Origin of the sequence: Paenibacillus cucumis (ex Kampfer et al. 2016) (assembly GCF_019748695.1) — a bacterium.
In the GTDB taxonomy this organism is placed as follows: domain Bacteria; phylum Bacillota; class Bacilli; order Paenibacillales; family Paenibacillaceae; genus Paenibacillus; species Paenibacillus polysaccharolyticus.
This window is the reverse complement of the sequence record NZ_JACLIC010000039.1, coordinates 163,809-176,114: the sequence shown is the minus strand read 5'-3', so window position 1 is coordinate 176,114 and position 12,306 is coordinate 163,809. Positions and strand designations below refer to the sequence as shown.

The window sequence follows — 12,306 nt, the reverse complement described above, 5'->3', positions numbered from 1 at the left end:
GAAGTAAGTCGTTAGATTAGACCTGACACAATAATGGCTGAGTATATCAAAAAAAGAGCCATAAGCATACTACATGTTCGCTGGTAACGATTCAGCAAGGATCGAAAGATCGTGCCGAACACCACCCAGCTGGAGTAAGCCAGAAAACCAATACATGTAATCAGCATAACATAGAAGAAAGCAGACCATGATTCTGTAGCGACGTAAGGAAGTACATAAGCTGGAATGACAGTGAAGGTAAACAGCACCACCTTGGGATTTACGAATTGCATCATTACACCGTTCCAAAAGCCTAATATAGCCTGGGGAGCGGCTTCAGTAGAGCCCATTCGATAGACCTGATAAGCGAGGTATAACATGTAAATACCGCCGATGATCTGCATGACTTGCAAGATGCCTGGCAAGATGTCAGCGAGAAGCTGATTTAACAAAGCAGACGCGGTCAGCAACAGACCGAAAGCTAAGGTAGCTCCCCAGACATAAGGCATGGTGCGGCGTGCGCCTACTTTTTGTGTGGAGGAGAGAATGACAATATTGCTGGGACCAGGTGTGAAAGTGACAACGATGCAGTAGATTAAAAAGGTTAGTATATTCATGTTAAGCTCCTTCTTCGATGATAGATTAAATTAAACGATTATTGTCGTAATCATACGGCGGAGCAGACCAGAGCTATAGTACATTATTGCGCAGCGGAGCTTGAGATCATGAGGCGTGTTTCTCCTAATCATTGCGCTCTCTATAAAAGTTGTGCGTATTTTATTTACACGTTAACGGAGTGCACTGTGTAAATCTTTAGTCAACTTATAGAGAGAGGTTCCCTTTTTGAATGATTGCGTTTACAATCGATAACGGAGTGAGGGTGTACAGACTGACATAGACCACTTGAGGAAGTGAACAAAAATGAAAAAAATGCTGCTGATCTATATTGTGCTGATTGCGGCGTTTGCATTGTATGTATTGAGATTTGAATATACCAGTCAGGTGAACAGCTCGTGGGAAAACCGCGGACTTCGCGGTGATCTGGGTGAGACGTACATGATGATTACGTTTCAGTCCGGGCTGGAATATTGGAAGAGCCCGCTGAAAGGTTTTGAGGATGCCGCGGATGCGCTGGGCGTGACCGTCGAATATCGCGGGGCTACACGGTATGATGCCAAAGAGCAGATCACGGTGATTGAGCAGGCCATTGCGCGCAAACCTGCAGGCATTGCTATATCCGCAATTGATCCAAAATCGTTAATTCCAGCGATCAATAAAGCAGTGGAAGCGGATATTCCTGTAATCCTGTTCGATGCCGATGCACCGGGGAGTCAGGCGTATTCTTTTTTGGGGACGGATAATTACAAGGCAGGCGTAACGGCAGCGGATAAAATGGCCGAGCTACTCGGTCGTGAAGGAGAAGTCGCTGTATTAACGTTGCCGGGACAGCAGAATCATGAGGAACGTACCAACGGATTCCGCGAAACGATTCAGCAGCGATACCCCAATATGCAGGTCGTCGAAATTGCGGATGGACATGGAGATACGTTGAAATCCCGGGATGAAACGATCCGGATGATGAAGGCACATCCGAAGCTGGCGGGTATATTTGTCACCGAAGCAACGGGAGGCGCCGGAGCTGGAGAAGCGGTGCAAAATACAGATCCAGGCAATGGCCAGAAGCTGCACATCATCTCGTTTGACACAAATAAAGCGACACTTGATCTGATCCAAAATGGTACGATATCGGCTACGATTGCACAAGGGACCTGGAACATGGGGTACTGGTCACTCCAATATCTGTTCCATCTGCACCATCACTTGACCGTGCCTGCGCCTTCGCCTTCAGGGGAAAATGCACCGCTGCCTGTAACGGTAGATACGGGGATCTCGGTCGTGACACGTTCAAATGTGGATGATTATTATGCCAAATAAACAGAGAACATGGCGCTCTGAGCTTGTGAACGGTGTACGCCGCCTGCGTCTGCGTAACATGCCATTACGATACCAATTGATGCTTTTATTTCTGCTTTTTGCCATCGTGCCGTCCGTCGGTTTGGGTCTGCTCGTGAATTGGACGGTAGAACGAGTCGTGGAGCGACAGGTAGAGGGACATACGATGCAGCTGATTGGCAAGGTCAATGAAGCGTTGAATACCAAGATGGAGAATTTGCAAAATATGACCTACCTGATTGCATTCGAACCAGATGTCAATGCTTTCATGGACGAGAAGATCGGCGGAGACGGGAACACACGTGAACATGAACGTGAACGCGTCGAAAGACAAGCCAGCCAAGCGTATACGGAATCTGAACAGAACCGTTTGTATGGCATCAAACAGACGTTGCAAGGATTCACCACGTTGTACCCGGAAATTGCGGGCATCGTGCTTGTGAACGGCAACGGTGACTATATAAGCAATGAGATGTATCCTCGAACGGAGCAACGTCTGACCGAGGAAGAGTGGTATCGGAAGGCTGCAATGCAACCAGGGATTTTCACGGTACTGGGTCAGCCGCGGGAGCGCAACATGACCACCCATGTCCGGTATAAGGATGATGAGATTGTATCGGTCGCCCGCTCTGTCACGGATGAAACGACCGGGCTCGTGAAGGGAGCTGTACTAATTGATCTCAAGCTGAGGTCCGTTTCACAGGCGGCTCGTAATGTAACCCTTGGCAAATCCGGGTATGTCATGGTCACCGATGCCGAAGGACAAAGTGTATACAGACCCGAACATCCGCTCATTGAACATATTCCGGCGAGCTGGTTTGCTTCGGGAGAGGGCGGAACGTTTACGAAAGATGTGGATGGCGAAGCGTTATTATTCATGTATCAGTCATCTACCTTTACGGGCTGGAGAACGGTGGGGGTGTTTCCAACCAAAGAGTCGATCTCCGAGGTGCGACAGATTCAGTTCTATGTGGTTAGTTTTGTCTTTGTCGTGTGTTTGTTTGGTTTGAGTGCATCCTTGTGGTTTTCCCGCTCCATTGCGCAGCCGATCTTCCGGTTGATGTCTTATATGCGCAGAGCCGAAACGGGCAATCTCAACGCAGGCCGGTGGAGTGATCGTGCCGATGAGATCGGTATGCTGGGAAATAGTTTTAACCGAATGCTGAGCCAGATTCGTCAGCTGATTACGCTGAATGAACTGAGGGAACGGCAGAAACGGGATGCCGAGATGCGCAGTTTGCAGGAGCATATCAAGCCTCATTTTTTATATAATACGCTGGATACGATTCACTGGATGGCTCGAAAAGAAGGCGCTGACGGTGTGTCTAATATGGTTGGGGCACTGTCCCGTTTGTTCCGAATCGGACTCAGCAAGGGACAGGATTATATTCCCCTACACTCCGAGCTGGAACATATCAGCAGTTATCTGCAGATTCAGCAGACCAGATATCGGGATCGTCTTGGATACACCATCCATGTCCCGGAAGAATTGCACAACTTGTATGTGCTGAAGCTGTTACTCCAGCCTTTGGTAGAAAATGCGATATACCATGGGATCAAGGGCAGACGAGGCCCAGGCCACATTGTCATAGAAGGGAATGTGGAGCAGGGGCGGCTACATCTGACAATTAAGGACGACGGAGCCGGAATGAGCGAAGAACGACTGGCGGAGATGCTGCAGCTGCTGGATATGCCGATGGAGAGTCTGGAATCGACTTTACCGGAGTGGACGGGTAAAAGTTACGGGATGCTGAATGTACAGGCACGATTAAGATTATCATTTGGCAGTGACTATGGGATTTTGCTGGACAGCAGGCAGGGTGAGGGAACCCGCGTTACGATTATTCATCCACTGATGCGGGAAATGCCTGTAACAATACCTTCCCGGGTTGAGCCCCGAGATAACCAAGATCGACAAAAGAAGGAGTGAAGAAGGCTGTGGATTATACAGTGACACCCGTCAATGCCAATGCAATGGATAACCTGTATCGTGTGCTGATTGCCGACGATGAACCGATTATTCGAGAAGGAATCCGCGAAGCTATGGATTGGGCTACGCTTGGCATGGAGGTTGTCGGTGAAGCCGAGGACGGTGAAGAAGCACTCGATCGGGCAGTTAAGTTGAATGTACATGTCGTGCTAGTCGATATGAATATGCCGTTCCTGAATGGAATTGAACTGATTCGTGCTTTACAGGAACAGTGCCCCGGGGTTCGGTACCTGATCATATCGGGGCACGATGAATTCGCTTATGCGCAGGAAGCGGTTCGTCTCGGGGTGGAGGATTACATCCTGAAGCCTGTACAAGCAGACCAATTGAGAGCTGCACTGGAGCGGTTGCGTCAGCGGCTGGATGAGGAACATCAGCGGACAGCCTATGTCAGACAGGCGGCAGAGCAGATTGAACGAAATATCCCGCTGCTTCGTCAGCGATTTTGTCAGGAGTGGATGAAAGGACAGGTAGATGGTAATAGTCTGATGGAGCAACTTGCTTTTCTACATCTGCCTTCTGTATCTCCTGTACAAGTTGGAGTGGTGCGTTGGCCTGCTGCCGAGGCGCGTCAGACCATACTGAGGGAGAATGATCGTCAGCTGTTTCTGTATGCCATGGAAAATATCATAGCAGAACTGCTCGGAGATCATCCGCACGTGCTCTTTCGTGATGCTAGTAGTGTTATCGGGATCTGCCTGTGGCAGGAGACCCCTGAGGAGATTGCACTCCTGCTGGAGCAGCAGATTAGTGCTTGCCTGAACATCGCTGTTCATGCCCATGTTGAACCTCATAGGGGGACGCTGGAAGAGGTGCCGGGTACGTATCGGCATTGCCGTGAACAGGTATATGAAGAAGTGAAGCTCTCTCCGCTCGTTCGCAGGGCAAGGCAGCTGATTCAGGAGGAGTACGCAGAACGGGAGTTGACGCTGGAATCACTCGCATCCCGTTTGCAGGTGTCGGCGGTATATCTCAGTCGTGTGTTGAAAAAAGAGTTGAACGACTCGTTCGTTACTCTGGTCACTCATACTCGTATTCGTAAAGCCGCACAGCTACTGGACTCCACGTCGCTCCCGATCCATACCATCGCTGAACGGGTAGGGTATGATACACAGCATTATTTCAGCACAGCGTTCAAAAAAACGATGGGTATCTCGCCTGCCCAATATCGTAAAAATGGCGGAACAGACAGTTCCAGCGCAGGCTCTGTGTAGATTTCGAAGCTTCATCGGAAGTATGGATATCAATAGGCTAAAAACAAACCCACCTTTAAAGGTTAACCACCTGTGGTGGGTTTTTCGTTTGCCCTTTTCCATCAAAAGTTAAATTTTTATAAAAAAGGTTCAAAACCTGCAAAGACCTTGCTCGCTGCGAAATGCTACCATGGGATGCAGAGAGGAACAATAAGCAACTGCAAGATACTCCGTGTGTTGTAAGCGTTATCTTACGAATCATACCGAACGCGATGACGTGAGGAAAGGGGAACTTCATATGAAAAAAGGAGCAATACTCATCTGGCTTCTGGTAATGTCCGTCATGCTCTCAGCCTGTAATCTGGCTGAAAGTGATGTGGGAAGCAAGGAGAAAGGATATGTCGGCATATCCATGCCTACCAAATCATCGGAACGCTGGGTGGGAGACGGAGAGAATATGGTTCGTCTGTTTCAGGAGCAAGGTTACAAAACAGATCTTCAGTACGCCGAAGACGTGGTAGAGAATCAAATCTCTCAGATTGAGAACATGATTACCAAAGGTGTTGATGTCATGGTCATCGCTTCTGTTGATGGCAACACGCTAACCGATGTCATCAAGAAGGCGCATGATGAAGGCATTCAGGTCATCTCGTATGACCGGCTTATTCGTAACACGCCATATCTGACTTACTATGCTACATTTGACAACTTTAAAGTCGGGGTGCTACAAGCCTCCTATATTGAACAGAAGCTGGGGCTTAAGGATGGCAAGGGGCCGTTTAACATTGAGTTGTTTGGTGGATCACCGGATGATAACAATGCATACTTTTTCTTCGACGGTGCGATGTCGGTGCTCAAACCGTATATTGACTCTGGCAAACTGGTCGTCCGAAGCAAACAGATGACGATGGCGCAAATTGCCACACTGCGCTGGGACGGGGCTTTGGCCCAATCAAGGATGGATAACCTGCTGAGTGCTTACTATTCAGGCGATAATCTGGATGCGGTGTTATCTCCGTATGACGGAATCAGTATCGGGATTATCTCATCCCTGAAGGGCATTGGCTACGGCAAGCCGAACAAACCACTTCCAGTTATTACGGGGCAGGATGCGGAACTGGCATCCATCAAGTCCATTGTGGCCGGAGAGCAGACCCAAACGGTCTTCAAGGATACACGTAAGCTCGCCGAGAAAACGGTGGAGATGGCTAACAGCATTTTGCAAGGAAAACAAGCAGAGGTGAATGACACAAAGTCATATAACAATGGATTAATGATTGTACCTGCGTATCTGCTCGACCCGATCTCTGTAGATCGTACCAATGTGGAAAAAGATATTGTAGGCAGCAAGTATTACACGAAAGAAGAAATAGGATTGCCTTAAAGGTATATCCAGGAAGAGAGAAGGCTGCCGTAAGATACGATGCAAGTGATCGGGCTAGCGTAAAGCGTGGAGCAAAAGATCGGCTTGTTATAACGCATCATCCAAGGAAAGGAGCACATGCCATGACGGACATTATTCTTGAAATGAAGAACATTACCAAAACGTTTCCGGGAGTCAAAGCGCTGGAGAACGTCAACCTGAAGATCCGGGAAGGCGAAATTCATTCCATATGCGGAGAGAATGGCGCAGGCAAGTCTACGCTGATGAAGGTGCTGAGCGGAGTATACCCGCATGGAAGCTATGAAGGGGACATTTTATTCCGAGGTAAGACTTGTGAGTTCAAAGATATCAAACAGAGCGAGGATCTGGGCATTGTCATTATTCATCAGGAGCTTGCGCTGATCCCGTATCTCTCCATTGCGGAAAATATATATCTGGGCAATGAGCGTGCAAGCAAAGGCATCGTGAATTGGAAGGAAACCTTTATCGGGACACGTGAACTACTTGGCAAAGTAGGTTTGAATGAAAACCCGAACACGCTGGTATCCAGCATCGGGGTAGGTAAGCAACAACTGGTTGAAATTGCGAAAGCGCTCTCCAAAAAAGTGCGTCTGCTTATTCTGGATGAGCCTACCGCAGCGTTGAATGAAGATGACAGTGAAAATCTGCTACAACTGATGCTGGAATTCAAAAAGCAGGGCATCGCCTGTATCCTCATCTCTCACAAGCTGAACGAGGTGTCCAAGGTCTCGGATGCGGTGACGATCCTGAGGGATGGCAAGACGATTGAAACGCTCGATATGAAAAAGGATAACGTCACCGAGGATCGCATCATCAGCGGCATGGTTGGACGGGACCTGACGAGCCGCTACCCTGAACGTCATGCCACCATTGGTGACGTGGTGCTGGAAGTAAAAGACTGGACGGTGTACCACGAGCATCAGGCCGAGCGCAAGGTGCTGGATCAGATCAACATGAACATCAGACGTGGCGAGATCGTAGGGATCGCGGGACTGATGGGCGCAGGACGTACGGAGCTTGCAATGAGTATTTTCGGCAAATCATATGGCCGTAACATCTCGGGGCAGCTGATCAAGGATGGCAAGCCGATTCAGAATAACAGTGTGACCGAGGCGATTCAGAATGGTTTTGCTTATGTGACGGAGGATCGTAAGGAATATGGCCTTATTTTGATGGATGATATCAAACGCAATATTTCCCTCACCGGACTTGGTAAACTGACCCGTAATGCCGTTGTGAACGAGCAGGAGGAAGTGCTGGTTGCGGAAGAGATGAAGAAAAGCATGAACATCAAGGCTCCTAATATCCTGCAGAAAACCGGGAATCTGAGCGGAGGTAACCAGCAGAAGGTGGTACTGAGCAAGTGGATTTTTGCCGGGCCGGATATTCTCATTCTGGATGAGCCGACACGCGGGATCGACGTGGGTGCCAAGTTCGAAATTTATACGATTATCCACCGGCTTGCTGCCGAAGGTAAGGGTGTGCTGGTGATTTCATCGGAGCTGCCGGAAGTGCTGGGTCTGTGTGACCGGATCTATGTGATGAATGCCGGACGAATTACGGGTGAAGTCAGCAGGGAGCAGGCATCGCAGGAAACACTGATGAGATATATGACCAAGTCTGGAGGCGGTAAGCATGGAAACGGTAACTAAACTGTTCAAAAATAATATACGTCAATATGGCATGATCATTGCCCTTGTTGTCATTATGCTTCTATTTGAGGTGTTAACTAGTGGGCTGTTGCTCAAACCAATTAATATTACGAACCTGATTTTGCAAAACAGCTACATTCTAGTCTTGGCCATTGGTATGGTGCTGGTCATTATCACAGGGCATATCGACTTGTCCGTCGGTTCCATTGCGGCCTTTGTCGGTGCTGTAGCCGCCATTATGATGGTGAATTGGCAGTTGCCAGCTTGGCTCGCAGTCATTGCTTCCCTGCTGGTCGGTGCACTCATTGGTGCATGGCAGGGCTTCTGGATTGCGTATGTGCGGATTCCCGCCTTCATTGTTACGCTTGCCGGCATGTTGCTCTTCCGTGGTCTGACGATGATTGTACTGGAAGGGCAGTCGATATCCCCTTTCCCTGCAGGATTTCAAAAGATCAGCTCCGGTTTCCTGCCGGATGTACAATTCTCAGGCATGGGTCTGGTGTCCATTATTGTGGGGATTGCGCTTACGATTTGGTACATTGTGAATGAACTGCGGGAACGTGCTTCCCAGCGCAAGTATGGATTTGAAGTAGTATCGCAAGGGCTGTTCCTGCTCAAGCTGATTGTGGTAGCAGCAGTAACCAACCTGTTCACGTTTGTACTGGCAAGTTATGCGGGTATTCCGAACATTCTGGTGCTTCTGTTTGTTCTGATCGTGGTGTATTCCTTTGTCATGAATCGTACCGTGATGGGACGTCATGTGTACGCACTCGGCGGCAATGAGAAGGCGGCAGGGCTATCCGGGGTCAAAACGAAAAAAGTGACGTTCTGGGTATTCGTGAACATGGGTACACTTGCGGCTGTATCGGGTCTGATCTTCGCCGCACGTCTGAATGCGGCTACGCCAAGAGCGGGTACGAACTTTGAGCTGGATGCCATTGCAGCCTGCTTCATCGGCGGAGCGTCAGCTTCGGGCGGAATCGGTACCGTATTCGGTGCGATCATCGGTGGTCTGGTTATGGGTGTGCTGAACAACGGGATGTCCCTGATCGGCCTGGGTATTGACTGGCAGCAAGGAATCAAAGGATTGGTGTTGCTGCTGGCAGTGGCATTTGATATCTATAATAAAAATAAACGAGCTGCTTAAGAGTAGTGGGAGCTAAAGAAAGGACCCTGATCTAATGATCAGGGTCCTTTTGGTGCATAAGAACCATAAGTCGTCCACCATATGCCGTCCGTTATACTGCACAAGAAGCTACATCAGTGCGCCTATAAAACGTGTAGCAATACCAAAGTAGATAAACAGGGACAAGATATCATTTAGCGTTGTAATTAACGGGCCGGATGCCACTGCGGGATCAACCTTGAAACGGCTGAGCAGGAGCGGGATGCATGTGCCTGTCAGTGTACCGATGATTAGCGTGAGAAACAGGGATACACCGATAATCATCCCGAGCAACCAGTCCCCTTGCCAGAAATAAGCAATGACCGTAATGAGCAGACCGCAGACAAGACCGATCATCGTACCGACTTTAATCTCTCGTCCAATCAGAGCGAGTACCGTTGACTTGTCCAGCTTGCGTCCAATAAGTCCGCGTACGACGACAGCAAGGGATTGCGTCCCTGTATTTCCCGTCATACCCGCAATCATAGGCATGAAAAACGCAAGAGCCACAACCTGATTCAGTGTATCTTCAAAAAAATCCACAATGCTTCCCGAGATCAAGCCGATCAATAACAGCAAAATAAGCCAAGGCAACCTTCGTTTGACCGCAACGAGCGGTTTGGTATCAAAATCAATATCTTTACCGCCACCGCCCATTTTGGCGAGGTCTTCGCTGGCCTCATCCATAATGATGTCAATGACGTCATCCATCTGGATGATACCGCACAGCCTATTATTCTCATCGACGACCGGAACGGCGATGAATTCGTAACGTTGGAGCAACTGGGCAGCCTCTTCCTGATCCATATCTACGGTGGCGTGAATGACACGTCTGGTCATCAGTTGTTCCACTTTGGTTTTGTCATCGGCCAGAGCAAGCGAGCGGTAACTAACGACACCAGCCAGCTTGCCTTCATCGTCAATGACATAAAGGTAACTGGACGGGGAGAGGTGCAGCGTACCTTGTGATTGCTTCAGTGCTTCCTTCGCTGTGTCGTGGGTGGACAATGTACGATAGCGGTCGGTCATGATCCGTCCGGCAGTTTCTGGTGGATAGCTGAGTACAGAGCGAATGATGGCGGAGTGATCCAGATTCATGCTGGATAACAATTCTTCCCTGCGTTTTGCGGGCAGGTCGTGCATGAAGCGAATGAGATCACTTTTGTCCATCTGCTGCATGACTTCCAGCGTACGCTCTGGTCCGAGTCGTTCAAACAGTTCAGCCTGCTCGTGCAGCTTTAAGTTTTCGGCCAGATCGGCAAGTGTATCCGGTTTAAATAGAAGAAGAAAACGATTCTTTTCGTCTTCAGGGAATTTTTTATAGATGAGTGAAAGATCATAGGGACGCAGTTCCTTCACCAGTTTATAGAATTCCGGCAGATTCTGGGATTGCACATGCTGTGTCAGTTGATGGGTGATCTCCTCAACGGAGAGCTCTTTATTGGTTTGAGAACCGTTCATAATGACACTCCTTTCCTGAATGGTGCGCTTCATATTTTTAAACGGAATGCATTCGTTGTTAAACAATATTGAAATCTTGCTCAAACATTCGAGATGGGCTTACAAAAGAAAGCAGTCAGGATATACTTGTTTTACAGTAATCAACGAGGAGGTCCAGTGCCCTTGGAAACCGATATTCGAACACAACTGCTCAGCCTGGCTGAGCCAGAATACCAGAAATTCGCGGCTTCCCTTATACCGAATATTTCAAACGTGATGGGTGTGCGCTTGCCGACGATCCGCAAAATAGCCAAACAGATTGCCGTTGCAGACTGGCGTACGTACCTGGATACGGCGCAGGATGACTATTTTGAAGAAGTGATGCTGCAAGCAATGGTCATTGGTCACGTTCAAGCAGATCTGGACGAATTGTTAAAACGTATTGCGGCTTTTGTACCTAAAATGGATAACTGGTCGGTATGTGACAGCTTCTGTGCCGGACTGAAATATACGAAAGTGCATATGGATGCGATGTGGAACTTCATTCAGCCTTATATCAAGTCGGATCAGGAATATGAAATCCGGTTTGGCGTGGTCATGCTGTTGAACTTTTATCTGGAGCCGCCTTATATTCATCAGGTGTTGCCGTTACTTGATCAGATTAAACATGAGGCCTATTATGTGAAAATGGCGGTGGCCTGGGCGATCTCGATCGCGTATGTGAAGCAACCTGAGGTGACCATGCCGTATTTGCAAAACAATACGCTTGACGATTTTACGTACAACAAAGCACTCCAGAAGATTACGGAATCGTACCGCGTGACACCGGAGGACAAACAAGTGATCCGCAGCATGAAACGCAAGGTGAACAAACAGACAAGTGCCCCCAAACAGACAAGCTCCTGACTCAGATATATATAAAGAAAGGTCGAATATGAAATGAGACAAAAGATGATGTATGCCACGATGTTGCTGGACGGTCGTCCCTGGAGTCTGCTTGCGACCGAAAAGGGACTGTGCCGGATCGTTATGCCGAACGAAACGCTGGAAGACTGGCACGGCTGGATTAGTAAAATTGCCCCGGGTGTTAAACTTGAAGAGAATGAGCAGGCATTAAGACAGACGGGCATGATGGACTGGCTGGAGTCCTATTTTGCAGGGGAAAAGACAGCTTACACAGAGGACATCCCGCTGGACCTGATCGGTACCGAATTTCAGCAACAGGTATGGAAAGCGCTCGGGCGTGTGCCATACGGTGAGACACGTACCTATGGCGATATCGCTGCCGTGATCGGACGACCTTCGGCTGTGCGGGCTGTAGGTGCGGCGAACGGGGCGAACCCCATTCCAGTGTTACTGCCATGCCACCGGATTATTGGTGCCAATCGCAAGCTGACGGGTTTTCGTGGTGGTCTCGAGATGAAGCGCAGATTACTCGATATTGAACAAATTGAGGGCGTGACAGATGGCGGACATGCACGGTTTAATTTTTAATTAAAGAGAAAAGAGAAGAGAGAAATGAGGGAAAG

At 48.8% G+C, this 12,306-nt stretch carries 10 protein-coding genes; 8 read left to right on the top strand and 2 right to left on the bottom strand.

Going from position 1 to position 12,306, the window contains the following annotated elements; genetic code table 11:
• Positions 1–11 precede the first annotated feature (11 nt).
• A complete protein-coding gene (locus H7T88_RS22395) occupies positions 12–596 on the bottom strand; it encodes a LysE family translocator (RefSeq protein ID WP_221790379.1) in 585 nt (194 codons plus the stop codon).
• 304 nt (positions 597–900) lie between these two features.
• Between H7T88_RS22395 and H7T88_RS22390 the strand changes: the two genes are divergently transcribed.
• From H7T88_RS22390 to mmsB, 6 genes are all read left to right on the top strand, one after another.
• Positions 901–1,914, top strand: coding sequence for a substrate-binding domain-containing protein (locus tag H7T88_RS22390; RefSeq protein ID WP_154983353.1), 1,014 nt, complete (start codon positions 901–903; stop codon positions 1,912–1,914).
• Positions 1,895–3,862, top strand: coding sequence for a cache domain-containing sensor histidine kinase (locus H7T88_RS22385; RefSeq protein ID WP_221790378.1), 1,968 nt, complete (start codon positions 1,895–1,897; stop codon positions 3,860–3,862). The genes H7T88_RS22390 and H7T88_RS22385 overlap by 20 nt, the downstream gene beginning before the upstream one ends.
• Positions 3,863–3,906: 44 nt before the next feature.
• Entirely contained in the window at positions 3,907–5,136 is a 1,230-nt protein-coding gene (locus H7T88_RS22380) for a response regulator (RefSeq protein ID WP_221790423.1), read from the top strand.
• 277 nt (positions 5,137–5,413) lie between these two features.
• The gene (gene chvE, locus H7T88_RS22375; RefSeq protein ID WP_221790376.1) at positions 5,414–6,499 is read left to right on the top strand and encodes a multiple monosaccharide ABC transporter substrate-binding protein; all 1,086 of its coding nucleotides are present in this window, start codon (positions 5,414–5,416) and stop codon (positions 6,497–6,499) included.
• A gap of 122 nt (positions 6,500–6,621) precedes the next feature.
• Positions 6,622–8,172: a multiple monosaccharide ABC transporter ATP-binding protein gene (mmsA, locus tag H7T88_RS22370; protein WP_221790374.1), complete on the top strand. Its 1,551-nt coding sequence runs from the start codon at positions 6,622–6,624 to the stop codon at positions 8,170–8,172.
• Positions 8,156–9,319, top strand: a complete 1,164-nt coding sequence (gene mmsB / locus H7T88_RS22365) for a multiple monosaccharide ABC transporter permease (protein ID WP_221790372.1) — start codon at positions 8,156–8,158, stop codon at positions 9,317–9,319. The genes mmsA and mmsB overlap by 17 nt, the downstream gene beginning before the upstream one ends.
• Before the next feature lie 108 nt (positions 9,320–9,427).
• Here mmsB and mgtE read toward each other — a convergent pair whose 3' ends face one another.
• The gene (mgtE, locus tag H7T88_RS22360; protein WP_221790370.1) at positions 9,428–10,798 is read right to left on the bottom strand and encodes a magnesium transporter; all 1,371 of its coding nucleotides are present in this window, start codon (positions 10,796–10,798) and stop codon (positions 9,428–9,430) included.
• A 162-nt stretch (positions 10,799–10,960) separates the two neighbouring features.
• Here mgtE and H7T88_RS22355 point away from each other — a divergent pair, with 162 nt between their 5' ends.
• Positions 10,961–11,683, top strand: a complete 723-nt coding sequence (locus tag H7T88_RS22355) for a DNA alkylation repair protein (protein WP_221790368.1) — start codon at positions 10,961–10,963, stop codon at positions 11,681–11,683.
• Between the two features lie 33 nt (positions 11,684–11,716).
• Positions 11,717–12,271 carry a methylated-DNA--[protein]-cysteine S-methyltransferase gene (locus H7T88_RS22350; RefSeq protein WP_154957957.1) on the top strand — a complete coding sequence of 185 codons (555 nt, stop codon included), beginning with the start codon at positions 11,717–11,719 and terminating at the stop codon, positions 12,269–12,271.
• Positions 12,272–12,306 lie beyond the last annotated feature (35 nt).

Coding starts and splice junctions, on each gene's coding strand:
- H7T88_RS22395 (WP_221790379.1), bottom strand. CDS start 596: ATGAATATACTAACCTTTTTAATCTACTGCATCGTTGTCACTTTCACA.
- H7T88_RS22390 (WP_154983353.1), top strand. CDS start 901: ATGAAAAAAATGCTGCTGATCTATATTGTGCTGATTGCGGCGTTTGCA.
- H7T88_RS22385 (WP_221790378.1), top strand. CDS start 1,895: ATGATTATTATGCCAAATAAACAGAGAACATGGCGCTCTGAGCTTGTG.
- H7T88_RS22380 (WP_221790423.1), top strand. CDS start 3,907: ATGGATAACCTGTATCGTGTGCTGATTGCCGACGATGAACCGATTATT.
- chvE (WP_221790376.1), top strand. CDS start 5,414: ATGAAAAAAGGAGCAATACTCATCTGGCTTCTGGTAATGTCCGTCATG.
- mmsA (WP_221790374.1), top strand. CDS start 6,622: ATGACGGACATTATTCTTGAAATGAAGAACATTACCAAAACGTTTCCG.
- mmsB (WP_221790372.1), top strand. CDS start 8,156: ATGGAAACGGTAACTAAACTGTTCAAAAATAATATACGTCAATATGGC.
- mgtE (WP_221790370.1), bottom strand. CDS start 10,798: ATGAACGGTTCTCAAACCAATAAAGAGCTCTCCGTTGAGGAGATCACC.
- H7T88_RS22350 (WP_154957957.1), top strand. CDS start 11,717: ATGAGACAAAAGATGATGTATGCCACGATGTTGCTGGACGGTCGTCCC.